Here is a 23578-nt window from a genome sequence, read left to right on the forward strand (position 1 = left end):
CAGGAAAGGCGGTCGTCATGGTCGACGCGGCACGGTTCACGGTTGAATCGCACAAGGGCAATCCTCGTATGAACCCCCAATGCGTCGTCCAGGGCGACCGCTGGCGCATCGGTATCCTCACCGACTCGCTGATCCGACTCGAATGGTCCGACAGCGGCGAATTCGTCGACGAGCGCACGCAGACCGTCGTCAACCGCGACTTCGGCAGCGTGCCGCACTTCGACGTGCGCCGCGACGCGGACGGCTGGATCGACATCGAAACCGCGCATCTGCGCATCTCGTACAACGGCGAGCCGTTCAGCGCGGAAGGCCTCGCGGTAACCGTCAAGGACTCGCCGTCGCAGCACAGCACGTGGCGCTACGGCGACGCGCAGTCCGCCAACCGCGGCGGCACCACGCGCACGCTCGACCAGGTCGACGGCCCCGCACCGCTCGAACCGGGCCTCCTGTCCGGCGACGGCTGGGCGGTCATCGACGATTCGGCCGACAACCTCGTGCGTGCCATGCCCGAGGTCAACGGCCGAACCAATCCGTTCGGCGAATGGGTCACGGCCAAACCGCATGCCACGCGCGACCTGTACCTGTTCGGCCACGCGGGCCGCATCCGCGAGGCGCTGCGCGACTACTACCGGCTCACCGGCCCCGTGCCGCTCTTGCCGCGCTGGGCGTTCGGCAACTGGTGGAGCCGCTACCACCGGTATTCGGACGCCGAATACCGTACGCTGGTCGAACGCTTCGAACGCGAGGGACTGCCGTTCAGCGTCGCCGTGATCGACATGGACTGGCACGTCACCGACGTCGATCCGAAATACGGCTCCGGCTGGACCGGCTTCACCTGGAACCGCAGCCTGTTCGCGGACCCGGCCGGCTTCCTCGGCTGGCTGCACGATCACGGCATGCGCACCACGCTCAACCTGCACCCGCGCGACGGCATCCGCGCGTTCGAGGAATCCTATACGCGCGTCTGCACGGCGCTCGGCAAGGATCCGGCGCAGGGCAGCGCGATCGAATTCGACGCGGCCGACCCCACGTTCATGAACGCGTACTTCGAACAGGTTCTGCACCCGCTCGAAGACCAGGGCGTCGACTTCTGGTGGATCGACTGGCAGCAGGACGGCGTCACGCGCGTTCAGGGTCTCGACCCGCTGTGGATGCTCAACCACCTGCACTATCTTGACTCGGCCCGCCGAGGCAGTCGGACGATCACCTTCTCCCGATACTCCGGATACGGCTCGCACCGCTATCCGGTCGGCTTCTCCGGCGACACGGTCGTCACGTGGGAGTCGCTCAAATTCCAACCGTACTTCACCGCCATGGCCTCCAACATCGGCTACGGCTGGTGGAGCCACGACATCGGCGGCCACATGTTCGGCTACCGCGACGAGGAACTGGAAGCCCGCTGGTACCAGCTCGGCACGTTCAGCCCGATCAACCGCCTGCACTCCACCGACTCGCCGTTCAACGGCAAGGAACCGTGGAATTTCCACGCAGAAGCCCGCGCGGCCATGACCGACGCGCTCAGATTGCGCCACCGGCTCATCCCGTACCTGTATGCGATGAACCGCCGCGTCGCAATCGACGGCGAACCGCTCGTCGAACCCATGTACTGGGAGTATTCGGGCGGCAACGTGCCCACCGAATTCCGGTTCGGCACCGAACTCATCGTCTCGCCGATCCTCGAGGCCGCCAGCCGCGAGACGCAGCGAGCCAAGGCCGACGTGTGGTTCCCGCACGGCGACTGGTTCGATTTCTTCGACGGACGCCACTACGCATCCCGGCCCGAGGGCGGCCGTACGATGCAGGCGTGGCGCGGCCTCGACCGCATGCCCGTGTTCGCCAAAGCCGGCGGCATCATTCCGATGCAGCGTCTCGCCGACGACACGCACGGCGGCGTGCACGACGGCCCGCTCAACTCGACCGACAATCCGGCCGTACTCGACGTGCTCGTGTTCCCCGGCGCGGACGGCTCGTTCGCACTGTGGGAGGACGACGGCGGCGTCGGATCATCCAACCACTGGACCCGCACCGACCTCACGCTCGACTGGACGCGAGGCGCGTTCACCGTCGCCGCCGCGGCGGGGGAGCGGGCAGCGATCCCCGAACGCCGGTCGTGGCGCATCGTGTTCCGCGGCGTCGCCGATCCGGCCGCCGACCGCACGCGCGGCCACGCGACCAACGTCGCCGGCGACGATCACACGATCGATCTGTCCGGCATCGTCACCGCGACGATCGGCGGCCGCAACGTCGACTGTGTCACGACATACGACGAGACGACCCTCAGCCTGACCGTCGACATCGCCGACGTACCGATCACGGACGACCTGCGCATCGTCGTCGACGGAGGGCTCGCGATCGCCCCGCAACCGACCGAACGCGACGCATTCGCCGTGCTCAAGGACGCGCAAATGCTCTACTTCACCAAGGAACGCGCCTGGGACCTCGTGCGGCGCGAGGGCGCGAACGCGCTCGCCTCGCTGCACACGCTCGAAATGCCCGCGGGCGACTACGGGGAACCGCAATGGTTCTCCTCGCACATGCCGCAAAGCGTCGTCGAAGCGCTCGCGGAAGTGCTGCTACGCGGCTGAATTAGTCCCGTTTCTTCCTCTTCCCCAACAGCCGGCCAGACGGTCGGCCGGGCGCAAGCATGCCCGAAAACCGGACGGCAGACCCGTCCGAACCACAGATGTGTCGGCGCACAGCAGAGCCGACGACAAGAAAGGAAACCGATGAACAAGAAGACACTCGTAGCCGTGTCGCGCCGATTCATGGCGGCGGCGCTCGCCGGGGCGATGCTCGCCTCGCTCGCGGCGTGCTCGGCCACGTCCGGCGCGTCGGGCGTGAAGTACACGGTCACGCCGGAAAACGAGAACGAGGAGCTCATCCTCAAGAACCAGCCCGAATCCTCCTACTGGTTCCCCGACACCCTGCTCGAATGGAACGCGAAGGACGACCCGGACCTCGCCTACAACGTGAGCACCGTGCCGCTCGCCAAGCGCGTCGACAAAAAGGACCTCAAGGCCGTCAACAAGACCCAGAACACGGACACCAAGGTGATGGCCATCTCCATCATGAACTCGTCTACGTCCGGCAACGCGCCCCACGGCCTGAACAACGCGAACGCCAACACGTTCTCCTACTGGCAGTACGTCGACCAGCTCGTCTACTGGGGCGGCTCGTCCGGCGAAGGCATCATCGTGCCGCCCAGCCCGGACGTCACCGACATGGCCCACACCAACGGCGTGCCCGTGCTCGGCACCGTGTTCTTCCCGCAGAACGTGTCCGGCGGCAAGGTCGAATGGCTCGACCAGACCCTCGCCCAGGACGCGGACGGCTCGTTCCCCGTGGCAGACAAGCTCATCGAGGTCGCCCAGACCTACGGCTTCGACGGCTGGTTCATCAACCAGGAGACCGAAGGCGACAACGAGACCGCGCTCGGCGCCAAGTACGCCGAGAAGATGCAGGCGTTCATCAAGTACCTGAAGGAGCAGGCGCCCGACCTGCGCGTCGTCTACTACGATTCGATGACCAAGGACGGCGCGATCGACTGGCAGAACGCGCTCACCGACGAGAACAAGATGTTCATGACCGACGGCAAGACCCAGGTCGCCGACGACATGTTCCTCAACTTCTGGTGGACCGAGGACGAGCTGGCCGACAAGAACCTGCTCAAGGCGTCCGCCGACAAGGCCGCCGAGATCGGCGTCGACCCGTACTCGCTGTACGCCGGCGTCGACGTGCAGGCCAACGGCTACGACACGCCGGTCAAGTGGAACCTGCTCGCCGGCTCCGACGGCAAGACGCACACGTCGCTCGGCCTGTACTGCCCGAGCTGGGCCTACTGGGCGGCCGGCAACCCGACCACGTTCCGCGCCAACGAAAGCCGCCTGTGGGTCAACAAGGCCGGCGACCCGAGCCAGAACGACTCGTACGACGGCGACGAGGCCTGGCAGGGCGTGTCCAACTACGTGGTCGAACAGTCGGCCATCACGTCGCTGCCGTTCGTCACGAACTTCAACAACGGCTCCGGCTACAGCTTCTTCCGAGACGGCGAGCAGATCTCGAAGATGGACTGGAACAACCGTTCCGTCTCCGACATCCAGCCGACCTACCGCTGGACCGTCTCCGACCAGGGCGGCAACAAGACCAAGGCCGACTACTCCGACGCCGAAGCATGGTACGGCGGCTCGTCGCTCAAGTTCTCCGGCGTGGTCAAGAAGGGCGGCTCCACCGACGTGCGCCTGTACTCGGCCAATGTCAAGCTCGCCGACAAGACCGAACTGTCGATGACCGCCAAGGCAAACGCCTCCACCGAACTCGACGCCGTGCTCACGTTCGCCGACGGCACGAGCGAGACCGTCGCGCCGAAGTCGAACAAGAAGATCGGCGAGGACTGGACGACCGTCACATACGACGTGTCCAAGTACGCCGGCAAGTCGATGACCGGATTCGACATTACATACAAGAGCGACGAGGACAAGGCCGGCTACCAGCTGCTGCTCGGCAACATCACGCTCAAGGACGGCGCCGAAAAGACCTCGGCGGGCAAGGTCACGTCGGTGGCCGTCGGCGACAAGCAGTTCGACGACGACGCGATCTACGCCGGCGTGCGCCTGTCCTGGAAGGCCGACGGCGACGCGGCCGCCTACGAGGTGTACAAGATCAACGAGGACAAGTCCCGCTCCTTCCTCGGCATCTCCAACGTCGAGAACTTCTACGCCGCGTCCCTGACCCGCACCGGCGAGACGAACAACACCACGTTCGAGGTCGTGCCCGTCGACCGCTACGGCAACCAGGGCACGTCCGCCAAGACCGACATGGAATGGCCCGACAACAGCAAGCCGAAGGCCGCCGCCACCGCCTCGCGCACGCTCATCGGCGTGGGCGACGAGGTCACGTTCACCTCCGCCAGCTCCAAGAACACCAAGAGCGTCTCGTGGTCGCTGCCCGGCTCCAGCAAGGAGAAGGCCGACGGCGACAAGGTCACCGTCACCTACGACAAGGAAGGCGTGTACGACGTCGAGATCACCGCGAAAAACGACAGCGGCGAAGCCACGACCAAGCTCGCCGGAGAGATCGTCGTCTCCTCGAAGATCAAGTCCGGCGCCTCCCTGACTCTGCTGTCGCAAGGCAAGGCCACCGAGGCCGACGGCTTCACCAACAGCAACGAGCAGCCCGCGTTCGCGGTCGACGGCGACACGTCCAAGAAGTGGTGCGTCACCGGCCCGGCCCCGCACGAGATCACGGTGGACCTCGGCGACGTCAAGACCGTCAGCCAGATCGACATCGCCCACGCGCAGGCCGGCGGCGAGGACGCCAGCATGAACACGCAGGCGTACTCGATCGCCGTCAGCCAGGACGGCAAGGAGTTCACCACGGTCGCGACCGTGAAGAAGAACACCGCCGGCACCACGTCCGACGCGTTCGCCCCCGTCGACGCCCGCTACGTCAAGCTCGTCGTCGACAAGCCGACGCAGGGCAGCGACACCGCGGCCCGCATCTACGAGCTGCAGGTGCTCGGCGCGGACGGATCCGTGCTCTGACATCATGCGCCGGGCGCATGCCGGATACGCGCGACCCCGCGCCTCCGGCATGCGAACCCGACGGGCAAAGGGTGGTCTTCGCGCGCTGCACGGGGCCGCCCTTGCCGTATAATAGATAAAACGGTTTAGTTAATCCTGTCAATATGCGGTCGGACAGGGGAGCGAAAGTGGATCAACGATGACGAACAACGACGAAGACAAGGGTGCGGGCACCGCACGATCCTCCGGCAAACAACGGCGGATCGGCCTCAAGGACATCGCCGACGAACTCGGCATCTCGCAGACCGCCGTCTCGTTCGCGATCAACGACCGCCCCGGCGTATCCGAGGAAACCAAACGCAAGGTCAAACAGGCCGCCGCCAAACTCGGCTGGAGCCCCGTCTACGCAGCCCAGGCCCTCGGCTCCTCCAAAACGATGACCGTCGGCTTCGCCCCCGCCCGATCCGCCGACGGACTGCAGGACGAAAGCTTCATGCTCCACTTCATGACCGGCCTGCACGCATCCTTCAGCGCCAAAGGATACGGCCTGCTCTACCGTCCATGCTCGTCGCTGAACGAGGAACTGGCCGTCTACCGCGACTGGTCGCGACGCAAACGCGTCGACGGCGTCATCCTCGTCGACCTGCGCGCCGACGACCCGCGCCCCGAACTGCTCAACCAGCTCGGCGTCACCGCGGCGCTCGCCGGCGGCCCCGATCCGTCCGGGCTGGTGCCGTCGCTGTCGATCGACGACTCCGGCACGATGACGAGCGTGCTCAGGCACCTGCTCGACCGCGGTCACCGCCGCATCGCCTACCTGTGCGGCGATCCGGCCCTCGACTACAGCCGGGACCGCGAGACGGCGTTCCGCGCGTTCGCCAAACGCAGCCGGCTCGAATCCATCCACGTGGAATTCACCGAATTCGACACGACCAAGGCCGCCGAGACCACGCTGCGCCTGCTGCGTCTGCCGGTGCCGCCGACCGCGTTCATCTACGAAAGCGAGACGCTGGCCGCCGCCAGCCTGCGCGCGGTGAGCAAGCGGCTGCTCGAAACGGGGGAGTACCCGGCCGGCTTGCCCGCGATCGTCAGCTTCGAGGACAGCTTCATCTGCGAGGCGGTCTACCCGTCGATCACGTCGGTGCACCGCGACGCCGGCGAATACGGCGCGAAGGTCGCCAAGCTCCTGCTCAAGATGCTCGCCGGCGAACGCGTCAGCGGCAACCGCAAGATCCTCACACCGCAGCTCATCGTGCGCGAAAGCACCGAACGGACGGTCGGCTGACCCCGCCGCCGCGGCAGAGGGGTTGCGGGCGGCCGGAACCATGCCGTCCCGCATCCTCCGTATGCTCGCGCAACCGGTTCGATCATGCGAACATACGGACGTTCGCGCGTCCTTGCGCCCATCGATGTTATAGTTGATATAGAACAACTAGAACGCGTGGCGTGAGACGGGAGGAACAACGCCGATGATCATCGACATCGACCAACGCAGCGACATACCGATCTACGAACAACTGCACCGGCAGATCATCGCCGGCATCGCCAACGACGAACTCACCCCCGGCGACCAACTGCCATCCGTCCGCGCGCTCGCCGTCGACCTCGGCATCAACCTGCACACCGTCAACAAGGCATACGCCCTGCTGCGCGACGAAGGATACATCGTCATGCGACGCGGCACCGGCGCGAGCGTCGCCGACCGACGTGCCACCGACACCACCGACGGCGCCGACACCGCGACAACCCGCACCACCGACGAACAAACCAAACGCATGAACGACGACCTGCACCGGCTCGCGCTCGCCCACAAAGCCCGCGGCGGCAGCCTTGACGCATTCCTCGACGCCGCACGACGACAGGCCGAACGCGTCTACACATCATCAAGCGAGCGCGACATCAGACAGGGGGAATGATCATGAACGACGCGAACACCACCATGAACGTCATACTCGGCACCACATTCCTGCTGCCGATACTGGTGACCATCAGCCTCACGGCCATACCGTGGATCACCGACCGACGCGAAGCATTCGGCGTGACCGTACCGCCCGCGGCCCACGCCGACCCGGCCATCCGCCGGCTCAAACGCGGATTCTCATGGACGATGGCCGCAACCGGCACCATCGCAACCGCCATATCACTGGCCGTCTGGCAACGATTCGGCACCGAACCCGCGATATGGACGATCTCGGCCGTCTCTGTCATGCTCACCGTGATCGGCTTCGCCGCCCAACAGATCTGCCGCCGCACAACACGCAACATCGCAGACCGCCGCAACTGGCACACCGACACCGACCGCCGCGCCGCCATCATCGCGGAACACAACAACCCCGAACCGATCAGCCTCACATGGGAACTCCTCCACGTCGCGGCGCTCGCCGTCACCGTCCTGGTCGGTGTGCTCGGCTACGGCACCATGCCCGAGCGGGTCGCGATCCACGAGAACATGGCCGGGCAGATCGACGGCTGGGCGAGCAAAAGCCCGTGGCTGATCCTCATGGCCGTGCCCGGTCAGGTCATCGTGGCCGTGGTGATGATTGCCGCCCACGCCGCCATCATCGCCGCGAAGAAGCCGATCGACCCAGACCATCCCGCCACCACCGGATTCGCATACGGCACGTTCGCCCGCGTCTGGAGCATCTACACGCTTGTGATCGGCCTGCTCGTGGCCGGCTGGATGGGATTGGGCGTGCAGCTCGCCACCATCGGCGCGATCGCCATCGACCTGTTCGCCACGGTCGCGATGCTGCTCGCCGTGGCCGCATTGACCGGCGTACTGGTGATCAGCGTGTACTGCGGGCAGAACGGGTCGCGCTTCTACGCCGGTGTATCGAATGGGAATGGAGGCTCGGAGAGCGATGACGCGATGCCGGCCGACGACGACCGTCACTGGATCGGCGGCGTGTTCTACGTCAACCGCGACGACCCGGCCATCTGGGTCCCCAAGCGGTTCGGCGTCGGCTGGACGGTCAATTGCGCCCGCCCCGTCGTCTGGCTCGCGGCCATCGCGCTCGTCGTCATCTCGATCGCGCTCATCCTATTGCCGTTCCTGATGTGACGTGTGGCTCGCCGCGTCACATATGGTGAAGGCCGCTCCCTCGATTGGTTGGGAGCGGCCTTCACATAACAGAGGCCGGGGGACGGATCACAGCGCCTTGGCGGCGGTCTCCACGAAGCCTTCCATGCCGTCGATCGGCACGACCGTGTCGAAGCGCACGTCGGCATGCTCCAAGCCGCGCAATGCTGCCGGGGCCGTGGTGCCGGTCTCGCGCGCGAGCACGTCCATGCAGTCGAAATCGGTGCCGGTCGCGTCGAATCCGAGCGCCTCGTTGACCGTGCGCGGGAACTTGTACGGGCTGGCGGTCGCGAGGATCACGCGCGGGGTCAGTGGGTCGCGCGGCATCTGCTGCGCCACGAAATACGCGCACGCGGTATGCGGGTCGATCACGTACCGGTTCTTCGTCCAGCAGTCGGCGATCATCTCGCGCACCTGGTCCTCGTTCGCCCAGCCGCAGCCGAACAGCTGGCGCACCTTCGCCAGCAGCGGTTCCGGAACCTCGTACGTGCCCCAGTTCTTCAGATCGTTCATGAGCATCGAGATCAGCCGCGTGTCGCCTTCGGCGAAGTAGTACAGCATGCGTTCGAGGTTCGAGGAGATGAGGATGTCCATCGACGGCGAGATCGTCTGGTAGAACGGGCGCTGGCGGTTGTACGTGCCGGACGTGAGGAAGTCGAACAGCACGTTGTTCTTGTCGCTTGCGACGATCAGGTGCTTGACCGGCAGGCCGAGACGCTTCGCGTAGTAGCCGGCGAGGATGTCGCCGAAGTTGCCGGTCGGCACGACGAACTCGACCTCGTCTCCCACGTTGATGACCTGCTGTTCCAGAAGCTGCGCGTACGCGGAGAAGTAGTAGACGACCTGCGGCACGAGACGGCCCACGTTGATCGAGTTCGCGGACGACAGGACGACGTGCGAGTCGGCGGCGAGCTTGTCCGCCAGCTCGCGGTCGCCGAAGATGCGCTTGACCGCGGACTGCGCATCGTCGAAGTTTCCCTCGACCGCGGCGACGTTCACGTTCGAGCCGGTCTGCGTGGTCATCTGCAGCTCCTGCACCTGACTGACCTTGCCCTGCGGATAGAACACGGTGATCGCGGTGCCCGGCGCGTCGGCGAACCCGGCCAGCGCGGCCTTGCCCGTGTCTCCGGACGTGGCCGTGAGGATCATGATCTTCTCGTCCCCATCGCCGTCGGCCGGCGTGGTGCGCGCCATGAACCGCGGCAGGATCTGCAGGGCGACGTCCTTGAACGCGGAGGTCGGGCCGTTGAACAGTTCGAGGATGTAGTCGTCGCCGACCGGCTTCAACGGCGTGATGCGTTCGTCGGACCACTGCGCGCCGTACGCGGCGGCGATGCAGTCCTTCAGTTCGTCCTCCCCGAAGTCCGGCAGCAGCGCGTGCAGCACGTCGTACGCGATCGCCTGATACGGGCGGCCGGCGAGATTCGCGATGTCGACCGTTGTCTCGCCGAGCGAATCGGTCACGAACAGGCCGCCGTCGTCGGCGATTCCTTTGCGGATGGCCTCCTTGGAGGTCAGTGAATCGGTGGTGGAACGCGTGGAATGGAACGTGGTCATGATGCCCTTCGCGAAAGATGACGGATACCGACAGTGTGGCTCAAGTGTACCGTCAGCAGTGGGCAGGGGAGCGGGACGAGGCGCGAATATGAGACGCAAACGATTCGTAACATGACCCGGCCCTACACTATGCACAACCGCAACCGCGGAATCGTAGTACCACCGATTAAAGGAGCGCAGATGACTGCTTCGCCGCTCGCCCAGACCCCCACCGACGCGTTCAACGCGCCGATCGCCGACACCGACCCGGAGATCGCCGAGATCCTCACCGCCGAACTGCACCGCCAGCAGGACGGCCTCGAGATGATCGCATCCGAGAACTTCGTGCCGCGCGCCGTCCTGCAGGCGCAGGGTTCCGTCCTGACCAACAAGTACGCCGAAGGCTACCCGGGACGCCGCTACTACGGCGGCTGCGAGCAGGTCGACAAGCTCGAGACCATCGCCCGCAACCGCGCCAAGGAACTCTTCGGCGCCGAATACGCGAACGTGCAGCCCCACTCCGGCGCCCAGGCCAACGCCGCCGTCTACCAGGCGCTCGTCAAGCCCGGCGACACCGTCCTCGGCCTCGCCCTCGACCACGGCGGCCACCTCACCCACGGCATGAAGATCAACTTCTCCGGCCGCTTCTACCACGCCGAAGCCTACGGCGTCAACCCCGAAACGTTCCGCATCGACCCCGAGATCATCCGCCAGCGCGCCCTCGAGGTCCACCCGGCCATGATCATCGGCGGCTGGTCCGCCTACCCGCGCATCGAGGACTTCAAGGCCATGAAGGAGATCGCCGACGAGGTCGGCGCCAAGTTCTGGGTCGACATGGCCCACTTCGCCGGCCTCGTCGCCGCCGGTCTGCACCCCAGTCCGGTCCCGTACGCCGACGTCGTCTCCTCCACCGCGCACAAGACCCTCGGCGGCCCGCGTTCCGGCTTCATCCTCGCCAAGGAGGAATACGCCAAGAAGCTCAACTCCGCCGTCTTCCCCGGCCAGCAGGGCGGCCCGCTCATGCACGTCATCGCCGGCAAGGCCGTCAGCTTCAAGGTCGCCGGCACTCCCGAATTCAAGGACCGCATGCAGCGCACCCTCGACGGCGCCAAGATCCTCGCCGAACGCCTCACCGCCGACGACGTCAAGAAGAACGGCATCAGCGTGCTCACCGGCGGCACCGACGTCCACCTCGTCATGGTCGACCTGCGCAACAGCGAAATGGACGGCAAGCAGGGCGAAGACCTCCTCGCCCAGTGCGGCATCACCATCAACCGCAACACCGTGCCGTTCGACCCGCGCCCTGCCTCCATCGCCTCCGGCCTCAGGATCGGCACGTCCGCCCTCGCCACCCGCGGCTTCGGACCCAAGGAATACGAAGAGGTCGCCGACATCATCGGCACCGCGCTCGCCGCCGGTCCGTCCGCCGACGTGGAGACCCTCAAGAAGCGCGTCGACAAGCTCGTCGAGGACTTCCCGCTCTACCCGGGCCTCGATCAGGTCCACTGATCGGCCAGATGGCAATCCATCTGCACAACCGTATGCCGAGCGCCGCCCAGCGTACGGTTGTGCGGCCGTCGCTGCGAAAACGTACACATGATGCGCCGCAGCGTACGTTTCTGTGGACGGTTCTGCAAGAACGTACGCTGGGCGTCGGCTGATGTACGTTTCTGCGGACGGTCCTGCACAAACGTACGTATGACCCACTTCGACATACGATGCTGTGGATCGGGATGATGCCGGCTGACGCCGACTTGCGCTAAGGTGTGGGTATGACGAATAGCGAAGAGGTCCAGGTGCCGCAGACCGTGTTCGACGCGGTATGCGCGAAGGCCGACGACGCGGCCCGCGCCCAACGCGCACTCGCCCAGGCCGACACCGAAGCCAAAAACGAACTACTGAACGCGATCGCCGACGCGCTCGACGCCCGCGCCGACGCAATCGCCGGCGCCAACGAACTCGACATGATCGCCTCGCGCGAAGCCGGCATGGACACCGGCAAACTCGACCGCCTCCAATTCGACGTGCCCCGCATCGCCGCCGCCGCGCAAGGCGTCCGCCACGTCGCAACCCTGCCCGACCCCATCGGCGAGATCGTCCGCGGCTACAACCTGCCCAACGGACTGCGCCTGCAACAGACTCGCGTCCCCCTCGGCGTCATCGGCATGATCTACGAAGCCCGCCCCAACGTCACCGTCGACGTCGCCAGCCTCTGCCTCAAATCCGGCAACGCCGCCATCCTGCGCGGCGGCCACGCGGCCGAACGCACCAACCAAGCCACCCTCGCCATCATCCGCGACGTCATTGCCGACCACGGCTTCGACCCCGCCCTTGTCGACACCGTCGACGAATACGGCCGCGACGGCGCCACCGCCATGATGGAGGCCCGCGGCCACATCGATGTCCTCGTGCCACGCGGCGGAGCCGGCCTCATCCAAGCCGTCGTACGCAACTCCAAAGTCCCCGTTATCGAAACCGGCGCCGGCAACGTCCACATCTACATCGACCGATCCGGCGACCTCGACAAGGCCATCCCGATCATCATCAACGCGAAAACGCAACGCGTCGGCGTATGCAACGCCGCCGAAAAACTCATCATCCACCACGACGTCGCCGCACAATACCTGCCCGCCATCGCCCGCGCGCTCGCCGAGGCGCAGGTCGAACTGCACGCCGACGACACGGCGTACGGCATCATCGACGAGGCCGGCATCGACGGCGTGAACCTGCTCGCCGCCACCGACGAGGACTGGGACACCGAATACCTTGCGTTGACGATGGGCGTCAAGGTCGTGGATTCGTTGGACGAGGCCATCGAGCATATCAACGCGCACTCCACCGGGCACACTGAATCGATCATCGCCGAGGACTATTCCGCGATTGAGGAGTTCACGAGCCGCATCGACTCGGCCGTGGTCATGGTCAACGCGTCCACGCGCTTCACCGACGGCGGTGTGTTCGGATTCGGCGCCGAACTCGGCATCTCCACGCAGAAGATGCACGCGCGCGGGCCGATGGGATTGCGCGAGATGACCACGACGAAATGGATCGGCTACGGCACCGGCCAGGTGAGACGATGAGCGAGGAGGAAACCACCGTTATGCAGGAACAGGAGAACACCGCCGAGACGACGACGAACGGCGTCGACATGCCGACCACCGAGGACGGCATGCTCGTCAGCAAGCCGCTGCGCCCCGACATCGACCTGACCGACCCGCGGCTGGGCATGAAGATCGCCGCCGAACGACTGAGCATCGTGCGCTACGTGTTCCTCGTGCAGATCGAGGACGGCATCGCCTCGGCCGCGCAGCGCGCATCGCTCGAATACGCGGATGCGGTGTTGATCGGCTGGCCCGACGAACATTCCAACGAGGTCGTCGACCTGACCGCCGACCAGCTGCGCACCGTGCGCGAGCAGATGCAGCTCATGGAGCAGTACATCGGCAAGTTCTCCGCGATGGAGCGCGACGGTGACGTGGACGGCATGACCGACACGCTGATTCGCGTCACCGAGCGCGTCGCCGAGGTGCGTCGGCTGTACCAGCCCGATTTTGCGTTGCCGACGTTCGCGGAGATTCGCCGCGTCGTGCAGGACGAGTGGGACGAGGACATGGGCAAGATCGACCCGCAGGAATCCGATACGACCGCCGGCGAGATCGCCCGCGAATCGCAGGACGCCGACCGCGAGCAGGGTGACGAGGCGGTGCGCGCATGAGCGGGGGAGCGGAACCTGCGAACAAGGCCGCCGAACAGACCGTCGCCGCAGGCGAGCCGGCGCGCCGCATGGCCGACCTGTCGCCGGAAAGCGCGGTCGAGAACAGCGTCAACGCCGTCAGTTCGGTGACCGGCACGCCCCGATGGCGGCTGTCCACGCGCGGCAACCGGCATGCGCGCCCGCGCATCGGCATCATGGGCGGCACATTCGACCCGATCCACAACGGGCACCTGGTCGCGGCCTCCGAGGTCGCATGGGTGTACGACCTGGACGAGGTGATCTTCGTGCCGACCGGACGGCCCGTGTTCAAGCTCGACAAGAAGGTCACGAACGCGGAGGACCGGTATCTGATGACTGTGATCGCCACCGCGTCGAACCCGAAGTTCACCGTCTCGCGCGTCGACATCGACCGGCCGGGCATCACGTACACGATCGACACGCTGCGCGACATCCGCGCGCAGCACCCGGACGCCGAACTGTTCTTCATCACCGGCGCGGACGCCGTGGCCGAGATCATGCAGTGGAAGGACGCCGAGCACATGTGGGATCTCGCGCACTTCGTCGCGGTCACCCGTCCCGGCTATTCGTCGCCGGTTGGCGTGCGCCTGCCGGAAGGCAAGGTCGACACGCTGGAGATCCCCGCGCTGGCGATCTCCTCGACCGACGTGCGCCGCCGCGCCGAACACAACGAGCCGGTCTGGTACCTCGTGCCGGACGGTGTGGTGCAGTACATCGGCAAGCACGGTCTGTACCGGTAAACGGCGCTACGTTGCCGCGGGGTCGCCGCGAGGTCGGCACGTCGGCCAGCGTGATGCCGTTCCACCTGCCGGACGGAGTCCCGCAACCGTGAACACGCGTGCCGGTGACGGTCGGCGCGGACGGTTACTATGAGTGCAGTCACTTCAACGAAGCCGAACGTTTGGAGATATGGTGAGCGCAATCCTTGAAGGAAAGCCCGATAAGAATCTCATCCTGGTGACCGGTCGCACCCATCCGAAGCTGGCGGCGGACGTCGCCGAGCAGCTGGGGATCGATGTGCTGGAAACCACCGCATACGATTTCGCGAACGGCGAGATGTATGTGCGATACACCGAATCCGTGCGTGGCGCGGACGTGTTCGTGCTTCAATCTCATGCGCTGCCGGTCAACAAGTCGATCATGGAGCAGCTCATCATGATCGACGCGTTGAAGCGAGCCTCCGCGCGTTCGATCACCGCCGTATGCCCGCTGCTGGGCTACTCCCGTCAGGACAAGAAGCACCGCGGCCGTGAGCCCATCTCCTGCCGTCTGGTGTTCGATCTGCTCAAGACCGCCGGCGCCGACCGCATCATGAGCGTCGATCTGCACGCCGCGCAGTCGCAGGGCTTCTTCGACGGTCCGGTCGACCATCTGATCGCCATGCCGGTGCTCGTGGACTACATTCGCGACCGGTTCTCCAACCAGCTCGACAACGTCACCGTCGTCTCCCCGGACGCCGGCCGTATCCGCGTGGCCGAGCAATGGGCGCAGCGCCTCGGCGGCGGCCCGCTCGCGTTCGTGCACAAGACGCGCGACATCACCCGTCCGAACCAGGCGGTCGCCAACCGCGTGGTCGGCGACGTAGCCGGCAAGGACTGCGTGCTTGTCGACGATCTGATCGACACCGCCGGCACCATCGCCGGAGCCTGCCACGTGCTCGCCGACGCGGGTGCAAAGTCGGTGACCGTGGTCGCCACGCACGGCGTGCTTTCCGGTCCGGCCATCGAACGGCTCAAGGGATGCGGCGCACGCGAGGTCGTGCTCACCGACACCGTGCCGATCCCGGAGGAGAAGCGCTGGGACGGCCTGACCGTGCTGTCGATCGCGCCGCTGCTGGCCAGCGCTATCCGCGCGGTGTTCGAGGACGGTTCCGTGGCCGAACTGTTCGACACGTATCCGGAGCACCACGGGCAGGGATTCCTGTTCGCGTGAGCCGCGACACGCTGAGGCGTGAACGTATGGCATAATAAACACTTGGCGGAAATTCCGGTTTCCGCCGGTCCCCCATGGTGTAATGGCAGCACACGGGTCTTTGGAACCCTTTGTCTTGGTTCGAGTCCAGGTGGGGGAACGCAACAAGTCGCCCGACGGCGTGTTTCGCGGAAAGCCGCGGCTCGCGGTCGGGCGTTTTCGTTCGGTCGATTTTCGTCACCGAATCTACACAATTGCATGTCCAATATGTGAGACAAGTGACGGCGACCGGAGCACACAGAATGGGAGATTCCCGATGGCCCTTTCCGCCGCAATCATCCTCGCCGCAGGCGAAGGCACCCGCATGCGTTCCGCCAATCCCAAGGTGCTGCACACCTTCGCCGGCAAGACGTTCCTCAACCGCGTCATGGACTCCGTCGCCGCGCTCGACCCGTCGACGCTCGCCGTGGTCGTCCACTACCAGGCCGAACGCGTCGCCGCAGCCGCCCGTTCGTACCATCCGGACGTCGAGATCGTCAACCAGGACGACATCCCCGGCACCGGCCGCGCCGTGCAGTGCGCGATGGCACAGCTGACCGCCGAGCACAAGCTCGACGGCTACGTGCTCATCGCTGCGTCCGACATGCCGCTGCTCGACGCCGAGACGCTGCGCGGACTGGTCGCGTTCCACGAGGCCAGCGGCAACGGCGCGACCGTGCTCACCACCATCCTTGACGACCCGACCGGCTACGGCCGCATCATCCGCGATCGTGACGGCCACGTGCTGCGCATCGTCGAACAGCGCGACGCCAACCGCAGCGAACTGGCGGTGCAGGAGGTGAACACGTCCGTGTACGTGTTCGACGCCGCCGTGCTCGCCAAGGCCATTGCCGGCCTTAAGAACAACAACTCGCAGGGCGAGTTCTACCTGACCGACGCGCTCGAGACCGCCAAGGAGGAGGGCAATGTCGGCGCGTTCGCCGCCCCCGACCCCTTGAGCGTCGAAGGCGTGAACGACCGCGTGCAGCTCGCCGCCCTGTCGCGCGAGCACAACCGTCGCGTGTGCGAGGCGTGGATGCGTTCCGGCGTGACTATCCTCGACCCTGATACCACGTGGATCGAGGACGACGTCGTGCTCTCGCGCGACGTGACCGTGCTGCCCGGCAGCTTCCTGCAGGGGCACACGACGGTCGGCGAGGCCGCCGTGATCGGGCCGTACACGACGCTCATCGACGCGACCGTCGACGCCGAGGCCGTGGTCGAGCGCTCCCGGGTGCAGGAGACGCATATCGGCCGCTCCGCCAACATCGGCCCGTGGACGTACCTGCGCCCCGGCAACGAGCTCGGCGAGGAGTCCAAGGCCGGCGCGTTCGTCGAGATGAAGAAGTCGCACATCGGCAACGGCACCAAGGTGCCGCACCTGAGCTACATGGGCGACGCGACGCTCGGCGACCACACCAACATCGGTGGCGGCACCATTACCGCCAACTACGACGGCGTGCACAAGAACAAGACCCACATCGGCTCCGGCGCGCACATCGGCGCGGGCAACCTGTTCGTCGCGCCCGTCGAGGTCGGCGACAACGTGACCTCCGGCGCCGGCTCGGTGATCCGCCACGACGTGCCCAGCGACACGATGGTCTACTCCGAGAATACGCAGCACGACGTTGAGGGCTGGAAGCCCAAGTGGGAACGCTGACGGTCATCCGGCAGACGCCGTGCGGCTTGGCCTGACCGGTCGCACGGCGACAATCCCACCATCTGTCATCCAGACACACAACACGTAAGGAGAACAGCAACGTGACCGCAGTCCAGAACTCCATCGACGCGATCCGTATCGCCGCCGAAGCGGCCGACCGGCTCAAGGCCACCGACATCGTCGCCTACGACGTGAGCGACCTGCTCGGCATCACCGATCTCATGCTCGTCGCCACCGCGTCGAACGAGCGGCAGGTGCTCGCCGTCGCGCAGGAGGTCGAAAAGGATCTGTACCTCAAGTGCGACAAGCGCCAGCCGCGCTCGCGCGAAGGCCTAACCGAGGCGCAGTGGGTGTTGCTCGACTACGGCGACTACATCATCCACGTCATGCACGAGGAGGCCCGCGAGTTCTATCGTCTCGACCGTCTGTGGCGCGACTGCCCGACCATTGATCTTGAGCTCGCGCATCCCGAGGACAGCAAGACGGAGACAACGGAATCGGAAGACTGATCGTCGTGTGCCGATGTGATACAACATGGCGGCACACGGATCAATCATTCGTCCATCATCAAGGGAGGTAATCGGATGAGCGCAACCGAGCATGTCCGTTCGATCACGCTGGTACGCCACGGACGCACGTCATACAACGTCCGCCACTGTTTCCAGGGCCAGATCGATATCCCGCTCGATGAGGTCGGCCGTTGGCAGGTCGAACAGACCGGTGCCGCGCTGAAATCGCTGTATGTCGACGGACAGCCGGACGGCCGCAGGCAGCTGGTTGTCGCCTCCGATCTGAGCCGTGCCGCGGCCACCGCCCACGCGTTCGCCGATCCGCTGGGACTTGACGTCCATCTCGACGAGCGTGTGCGCGAACGCAACTTCGGCCAGTGGGAAGGCATGGAGGTCGCCGAAATCGCCCGCCAGTACCCGGACGCCTACCGGTCGTGGGCTGAATTCCGTGGCGGCGAGCTCGAATACGGCTGCGAACCCAAAGAACACGTCGGCGCCCGCGGCGTCGCGGCATTGGATGACTGGGCGCACCGCGCCGGCGACGACACCGACCTGTTCGTGTTCTCGCACGGCTCGTGCATCATGCAGACCACGATCATGCTGCTGGGCCTCGATCGGGTGCACCCCGAGTTCACCGACGTCGTGTCGATGCGCAACGCCCACTGGGCGCGGTTCGTGCCGGTCGACATGCCAGACGGCACGCTGCGCTGGCGACTCATGGACTACAACCACGGCCCGGCGGCCGCCGATACTGACCAGTGGGAGCATCCGCCGATCGAGGACTGATCGCGCCGACGAACCGGACGATCGCCCGATTCTGATCGATGGTCACGCCGCAGCGCCGCAGACGAAGGTCACGCGATGGCATATCGCATCACCATGCCATTGCGTGACCTTCGTCGTATATCCCGTACCTGACGGGACAGGCGGAACCGTAAACCACTCACGCCGGTCGTATGCTGGAGATGACGGCATTCGCACGACGGCAAGGAGTGACGCGATGACCAACGATCCGAACCTCAATACGATCTGGTGGCAGATCTACCCGCTCGGCTTCACCGGCGCGCCGATCCGCCCGCAGTCCGATGCGGAACGCACGCTCACGCCCCGTCTCGACATGATCACCTCGTGGCTCGACTACCTCATCGACCTCGGAGCGAACGGCCTGATGCTCAACCCGATCTTCGCGTCCACCAGCCATGGCTACGACACCACCGACTACTACCGCATCGACCCGCGCCTCGGAGACGATGCGGCCTTCGACCGGCTCGTCGCCGCATGCCACGAACGCGGCATCCGCATCATGCTCGACGGCGTCTTCAACCACATCGGCCGCGAATCCGCGCTGTTCCAACGCGCGCTCGTCGGCAATGATTCGGCCGCCGAATGCATGTTCCGCATCGAACGCGACGCAACGAGCGGTAACGTGACCGATTACGCGAAATTCGAAGGCAACGGCGACCTGCCATCCTTCAACCACGACAACCCAGCCGTCGCCAGCCTCGTCACTGACGTGATGTGTCACTGGATGCGCCGCGGCGCCGACGCATGGCGGCTCGACGCGGCCTACGCCGTGCCGCCTGCGTTCTGGACGCGCGTGTTGCCCGAGGTACGTCGCGAATTCCCGCACACGTGGATCATGGGCGAGGTCATCCACGGCGACTATCCGGCGATCGTGCGCGACTCCGGCATGGACTCGATCACCCAATACGAACTGTGGAAGGCGATCTGGAGTTCGATCAAATCCGGCAACTTCTGGGAACTCGACTGGAGCCTCAAACGGCATAACGAGTTCATGCGCGCGTTCACGCCGCTCACGTTCGTCGGCAACCACGACGTGACCCGCATCGTCAGCCAGGTCGGCGAAGCGGAGGCGGCGCTCGCCATGACCGTGCTGTTCACGGTCGGCGGCGTGCCGAGCATCTACTACGGCGACGAACAGGCGTGGCGCGGCGTGAAGGCCGACACGATGGGCGGCGACGACGCGGTGCGCCCGATGTTCCCCGGCACGCGCGACGGGCTGGGCGGCGACGGCGCGTGGATGTTCCGTCTGATCCAGGGCCTGATCTCGATCCGCCGCCGCAACCCGTGGATGGCGCGGGCCGTGACCGAACCGACGCACGTGAGCAACCGAGCATACTCATACGACGTGGTCGGCACCGGCGAGGACGCGGGACGGCGGCTGCACGTCGATCTGCGGCTGGGGGAGCGGCCGACCGCCGACATCAGCGAGCACGGCGTCAATCTCTACCACGTCGAGCACTAAGCGGCACGGGAAGCAGTCCGGTTCCGCTGGTCAGACCGACTCGTATACTGTTCTGGGCCGTTTTGACGGCCGTCATCGTCCCGACAGCAGAGAGAACAGCATGAGCCAGTCCGACACTGACACTTCCGCCGAACCGATCTCGGATGCTTCGGCACAGCAGCCGACGCCCGCAGACACCGACGTATCCGCCAACCGCAAGCACGCGCTGCACACGAACTTGAAGCGCGGCATGGAATCACGGCATCTGCAGATGATCTCCCTCGGCGGCGTCATCGGCACCGGCCTGTTCCTCAGCTCCGGCTACACCATCCAGCAGGCCGGGCCGATCGGCACGATCCTCGCGTACGCCATCGGCGCGCTCATCGTGTACCTCGTCATGCTCACGCTCGGCGAACTGTCCGTCGCCATGCCCGTCACCGGCTCGTTCCACGTCTACGCCGAACGGTTCATCGGACCGGGCACCGGCTTCGTCATCGCCATCCAATACTGGCTGACATGGACGGTTGCGCTCGGCTCCGAATTCACCGCCGCCGGTCTGCTCATGCAACGGTGGTTCCCGCACACGCCTACATGGATATGGTCGGCCGCGTGCATCGTGCTCATCTTCACCGCGAACGCGCTGTCGGTGCGCTTCTTCGCCGAGGCCGAGTTCATCTTCGCGTCGATCAAGGTGTTCGCGATCTGCGCGTTCATCGCCATCGGCCTGCTCGCCATCTTCGGCGCGGTGCCGATCTCCGGCTACGACCATGCGCCCCTGTTCGGCAACCTCGTCAAGGACGGCATCTTCCCGAACGGCTTCATGCCCGTGTTCGCCACGATCCTCACCGTCAACTTCGCGTTCTCCGGCACTGAGCTGATCGGCGTGACCGCCGGCGAGACGCGCGACCCGGAAACCGCCGTGCCCAAGGCCATCCACACCACGCTGTGGCGTCTCGTCCTGTTCTTCATCGGCTCGATCGTGGTCATGTGCGCGCTCATCCCGTGGCGCGAGGCCGGTGTGGGCGAAAGCCCGTTCGTGCTCGTGTTCAACTCCATCGGCATCCCGTACGCGGCCGACATCATGAACTTCGTGGTGCTCACGGCCGTGCTGTCCGCCTCCAACTCTGGCCTGTACGCGTCCACCCGCATGGTGTGGTCGATGGGCAACGAGGGCATGATCCCGCGCTGGTTCGCCAAGACCAACCGCCGCGGCGTGCCGATGCTAGCCTTGTGCGCGGCGATGGCCGGCGGACTTTTGGCGCTTCTGTCGTCCGTGATCGCCGCATCCACCGTGTACCTTGTGCTGGTCGCGCTGTCCGGTCTATCCGCCGTGGTCGTGTGGATCGCCATCGCCTACTGCCAGATCGTGTTCCGCCGCCGTTGGCTCGCCTCCGGGCATACCGTCGACGAGCTCAAGTACCGTACGCCCGGCTATCCGTACGTGTCGTGGGGCGCGTTCATCCTGTGCACGGCCTCGTTCCTGCTCGTGTTCTTCGACAAGGAGCAACGGTTCGCGCTCGTGGCCGAGCTGCTGTTCATCGTGGTCTGCTACGCGGCCTACTACGTTCAGGCGTGGTGGCGCAAACGGCATCCGGCCGAACCCGAACTGCAGCTGCCGTAGTCGGTTGTTCGTCGGCGACTATCATGGAACACGAAGAGGTGGTTGCCATGATGAGGTTGTTCCACAATGGATTCGGCAGCGGCGGCGGCGACGATGCCGCCCGCACCCTGCCCGAGCCGACATACATCCGTCCGGCCGCAGTGGCCGGCGCGTTCTACCCGTCCGACCCCGACGAACTGCGCGCGATGATCGACCGGCAGCTGGATTACGCCCGCGCGCTATTGCATGATTCCGGATTCGAGCGGCGATTGCCGCAGGGTGCGCCCAAAGCGGTGATCGTGCCCCACGCCGGATACGTGTATTCCGGCACGACCGCAGCGCTCGCCTACGCGCTGCTCGAACGCGGCCGCGGCACGATCAGGCGCGCCATAATCATTGGCCCCACGCACCGCGTCGCCGTACGCGGCGTGGCGTGCCCGTCCGCATCCGCGTTCCGGACGCCGCTCGGCACCGTGCCGGTCGACCGGGATGCCGAACGTCGGGCGCTCGATACGGTACCCGCCTTAAGCGTCAACGATGCGACGCACGCGCGCGAGCATGCGGTGGAGGTGCAAATCCCGTTCCTGCAGCGCGTGCTCGGCGATGACCTGACCATCGTGCCGCTTAATGCGGGCGACGCGAGTCCTGCCGAAGTCGGCGACGTGATTCAGACCCTATGGGGAGGACTGGATACGGTGATCGTGATCAGCTCCGACCTGTCGCATTACCATCCCGAATCGGTCGCCCGCACCTTGGATGACGAGACCATCGCGCACATCGCGCCACTGGGGGAGCCGACGATTCGCTCGAACCGCGCATGCGGTGCATATCCGGTCAACGGGTTGCTGGCCGCCGTGCGGGCGAAAACCATGCCGTTGCGTTTCCTCGGCTGCTCGACCTCGGGCGACGACGGGGAAGTGGCACTCGCCAACGTCGCCGACGGGCGGCATGCGGACCGTCCACCGATGCATGACTCCGATACGCCGGTGGTCGGCTATGCATCGTTCGCCGCATGGGAGCATGACACGCAAGCCCGTGACGCGATGCTCGCCGAAACCGACCATCGGTGCGCCGCCGACAGCGCCGCCAATCTGCCGGACCATGCCGACACGGTACTGCCCCGTCTGGCCCGGTCCTCGCTTGAACAGTATCTCGGCCTCGCCAACCCCGGCGATCCCACGCCGGCCGACATCGTCGCTGCCCATCTGCAGCTGAACCAGCCTGGCGCAAGTTTCGTCACCCTGACCAAACACGGGCGTCTGCGCGGCTGCATCGGCACGATCGAAGCCTATCGCCCACTCGGCCGCGACATCGCCGAACACGCCATTGACGCCGCCGTGCACGATCCACGATTCCGCCCAGTCAGCGCCGACGAATATCCGGACATCAGCGTCGAGGTGTCGGTATTGTCCGAACCGGAATCGATGCGTGTGCCGTCCCGTGCCGCGCTGGAAGCGATGCTCAAGCCCGGACGCGACGGACTCATCCTCGACGACGGCCGCGGTCACCGTGCCACGTTCCTGCCGCAGGTATGGGCCGAACTGCCGGACAGCCACGAATTCGTCAGCCACCTGCTGCGCAAGGCCGGATTGCCATCATCCTACGATTGGCATGACGGCAGCATGACCTGTCAGCGATACACCGTCACCGCGTTCAGTGAGGAGTCCCGGTGAATATGGGCGGGACAACGGCATCGGCGGAGGAAACGGCGGCGGGAACAGCCTTGGAAGATGCAGCGGCGACATCG

Annotated in this window: 17 protein-coding genes and 1 tRNA gene; 17 read left to right on the plus strand and 1 reads right to left on the minus strand. The window is 65.7% G+C overall.

Translation table 11 applies throughout. The annotated features are described in order from the left end of the window. Positions 1-17 precede the first annotated feature (17 nt). From JS541_RS03145 to JS541_RS03165, 5 genes are all read left to right on the plus strand, one after another. Positions 18-2585 carry a glycoside hydrolase family 31 protein gene (locus JS541_RS03145; RefSeq protein WP_214373030.1) on the plus strand — a complete coding sequence of 856 codons (2568 nt, stop codon included), beginning with the start codon at positions 18-20 and terminating at the stop codon, positions 2583-2585. Positions 2586-2726: 141 nt separating this feature from the next. After that, positions 2727-5540 (plus strand): discoidin domain-containing protein, encoded by a 2814-nt coding sequence (locus JS541_RS03150; protein WP_214373031.1) that lies wholly within the window; start codon positions 2727-2729, stop codon positions 5538-5540. A 178-nt stretch (positions 5541-5718) separates the two neighbouring features. Continuing rightward, a complete protein-coding gene (locus JS541_RS03155) occupies positions 5719-6804 on the plus strand; it encodes a LacI family DNA-binding transcriptional regulator (protein WP_214373032.1) in 1086 nt (361 codons plus the stop codon). A gap of 184 nt (positions 6805-6988) precedes the next feature. Then, on the plus strand, positions 6989-7435 hold the full coding sequence (locus JS541_RS03160; protein WP_214373033.1) for a GntR family transcriptional regulator: 447 nt from the start codon (positions 6989-6991) through the stop codon (positions 7433-7435). Between the two features lie 2 nt (positions 7436-7437). Beyond that, positions 7438-8580 carry a DUF5808 domain-containing protein gene (locus tag JS541_RS03165; RefSeq protein WP_214373034.1) on the plus strand — a complete coding sequence of 381 codons (1143 nt, stop codon included), beginning with the start codon at positions 7438-7440 and terminating at the stop codon, positions 8578-8580. Between the two features lie 87 nt (positions 8581-8667). Here the strand turns inward: JS541_RS03165 and thrC are convergent, their stop codons facing one another. After that, a complete protein-coding gene (thrC, locus tag JS541_RS03170; protein WP_214373035.1) occupies positions 8668-10155 on the minus strand; it encodes a threonine synthase in 1488 nt (495 codons plus the stop codon). A 180-nt stretch (positions 10156-10335) separates the two neighbouring features. Between thrC and glyA the strand changes: the two genes are divergently transcribed. The 12 genes from glyA (at position 10336) to amrB (ending at position 23504) form a co-directional block, all read left to right on the plus strand. After that, positions 10336-11643 carry a serine hydroxymethyltransferase gene (gene glyA, locus JS541_RS03175; protein ID WP_214373036.1) on the plus strand — a complete coding sequence of 436 codons (1308 nt, stop codon included), beginning with the start codon at positions 10336-10338 and terminating at the stop codon, positions 11641-11643. A gap of 263 nt (positions 11644-11906) precedes the next feature. Beyond that, on the plus strand, positions 11907-13214 hold the full coding sequence (locus tag JS541_RS03180) for a glutamate-5-semialdehyde dehydrogenase (RefSeq protein WP_214373037.1): 1308 nt from the start codon (positions 11907-11909) through the stop codon (positions 13212-13214). Positions 13215-13303: 89 nt separating this feature from the next. Next, positions 13304-13849, plus strand: a complete 546-nt coding sequence (locus JS541_RS03185; protein ID WP_214373146.1) for a phosphoribosylglycinamide synthetase — start codon at positions 13304-13306, stop codon at positions 13847-13849. After that, positions 13846-14607, plus strand: coding sequence for a nicotinate-nucleotide adenylyltransferase (gene nadD, locus JS541_RS03190; RefSeq protein ID WP_214373038.1), 762 nt, complete (start codon positions 13846-13848; stop codon positions 14605-14607). The genes JS541_RS03185 and nadD overlap by 4 nt, the downstream gene beginning before the upstream one ends. A gap of 169 nt (positions 14608-14776) precedes the next feature. Next, positions 14777-15799, plus strand: a complete 1023-nt coding sequence (locus JS541_RS03195) for a ribose-phosphate diphosphokinase (protein WP_163229961.1) — start codon at positions 14777-14779, stop codon at positions 15797-15799. Positions 15800-15867: 68 nt separating this feature from the next. Next, positions 15868-15938 (plus strand) — tRNA-Gln (locus tag JS541_RS03200). Positions 15939-16094: 156 nt separating this feature from the next. Continuing rightward, positions 16095-17477: a bifunctional UDP-N-acetylglucosamine diphosphorylase/glucosamine-1-phosphate N-acetyltransferase GlmU gene (gene glmU, locus JS541_RS03205; protein WP_214373039.1), complete on the plus strand. Its 1383-nt coding sequence runs from the start codon at positions 16095-16097 to the stop codon at positions 17475-17477. Positions 17478-17578: 101 nt separating this feature from the next. After that, positions 17579-17986 carry a ribosome silencing factor gene (gene rsfS / locus JS541_RS03210; RefSeq protein ID WP_214373040.1) on the plus strand — a complete coding sequence of 136 codons (408 nt, stop codon included), beginning with the start codon at positions 17579-17581 and terminating at the stop codon, positions 17984-17986. 75 nt (positions 17987-18061) lie between these two features. Continuing rightward, the gene (locus tag JS541_RS03215) at positions 18062-18772 is read left to right on the plus strand and encodes a histidine phosphatase family protein (RefSeq protein WP_214373041.1); all 711 of its coding nucleotides are present in this window, start codon (positions 18062-18064) and stop codon (positions 18770-18772) included. 214 nt (positions 18773-18986) lie between these two features. Continuing rightward, a complete protein-coding gene (locus tag JS541_RS03220; protein ID WP_214373042.1) occupies positions 18987-20252 on the plus strand; it encodes an alpha-amylase family protein in 1266 nt (421 codons plus the stop codon). A gap of 100 nt (positions 20253-20352) precedes the next feature. Next, positions 20353-21852, plus strand: coding sequence for an amino acid permease (locus JS541_RS03225; RefSeq protein ID WP_214373043.1), 1500 nt, complete (start codon positions 20353-20355; stop codon positions 21850-21852). Between the two features lie 47 nt (positions 21853-21899). Further along, entirely contained in the window at positions 21900-23504 is a 1605-nt protein-coding gene (gene amrB / locus JS541_RS03230; RefSeq protein ID WP_236036726.1) for an AmmeMemoRadiSam system protein B, read from the plus strand. The last annotated feature ends 74 nt before the right edge of the window (positions 23505-23578 follow it).

It is taken from the genome of Bifidobacterium sp. SO1, from assembly GCF_018555335.1.
In the GTDB taxonomy this organism is placed as follows: domain Bacteria; phylum Actinomycetota; class Actinomycetes; order Actinomycetales; family Bifidobacteriaceae; genus Bifidobacterium; species Bifidobacterium simiiventris.

What these genes read in the sequence shown, in the direction of transcription:
- JS541_RS03145 (WP_214373030.1), top strand. Translation starts at nt 18, where the DNA reads ATGGTCGACGCGGCACGGTTCACGGTTGAATCGCACAAGGGCAATCCT.
- JS541_RS03150 (WP_214373031.1), top strand. Translation starts at nt 2,727, where the DNA reads ATGAACAAGAAGACACTCGTAGCCGTGTCGCGCCGATTCATGGCGGCG.
- JS541_RS03155 (WP_214373032.1), top strand. Translation starts at nt 5,719, where the DNA reads ATGACGAACAACGACGAAGACAAGGGTGCGGGCACCGCACGATCCTCC.
- JS541_RS03160 (WP_214373033.1), top strand. Translation starts at nt 6,989, where the DNA reads ATGATCATCGACATCGACCAACGCAGCGACATACCGATCTACGAACAA.
- JS541_RS03165 (WP_214373034.1), top strand. Translation starts at nt 7,438, where the DNA reads ATGAACGACGCGAACACCACCATGAACGTCATACTCGGCACCACATTC.
- thrC (WP_214373035.1), bottom strand. Translation starts at nt 10,155, where the DNA reads ATGACCACGTTCCATTCCACGCGTTCCACCACCGATTCACTGACCTCC.
- glyA (WP_214373036.1), top strand. Translation starts at nt 10,336, where the DNA reads ATGACTGCTTCGCCGCTCGCCCAGACCCCCACCGACGCGTTCAACGCG.
- JS541_RS03180 (WP_214373037.1), top strand. Translation starts at nt 11,907, where the DNA reads ATGACGAATAGCGAAGAGGTCCAGGTGCCGCAGACCGTGTTCGACGCG.
- JS541_RS03185 (WP_214373146.1), top strand. Translation starts at nt 13,304, where the DNA reads ATGCTCGTCAGCAAGCCGCTGCGCCCCGACATCGACCTGACCGACCCG.
- nadD (WP_214373038.1), top strand. Translation starts at nt 13,846, where the DNA reads ATGAGCGGGGGAGCGGAACCTGCGAACAAGGCCGCCGAACAGACCGTC.
- JS541_RS03195 (WP_163229961.1), top strand. Translation starts at nt 14,777, where the DNA reads ATGGTGAGCGCAATCCTTGAAGGAAAGCCCGATAAGAATCTCATCCTG.
- glmU (WP_214373039.1), top strand. Translation starts at nt 16,095, where the DNA reads ATGGCCCTTTCCGCCGCAATCATCCTCGCCGCAGGCGAAGGCACCCGC.
- JS541_RS03215 (WP_214373041.1), top strand. Translation starts at nt 18,062, where the DNA reads ATGAGCGCAACCGAGCATGTCCGTTCGATCACGCTGGTACGCCACGGA.
- JS541_RS03220 (WP_214373042.1), top strand. Translation starts at nt 18,987, where the DNA reads ATGACCAACGATCCGAACCTCAATACGATCTGGTGGCAGATCTACCCG.
- JS541_RS03225 (WP_214373043.1), top strand. Translation starts at nt 20,353, where the DNA reads ATGAGCCAGTCCGACACTGACACTTCCGCCGAACCGATCTCGGATGCT.
- amrB (WP_236036726.1), top strand. Translation starts at nt 21,900, where the DNA reads ATGATGAGGTTGTTCCACAATGGATTCGGCAGCGGCGGCGGCGACGAT.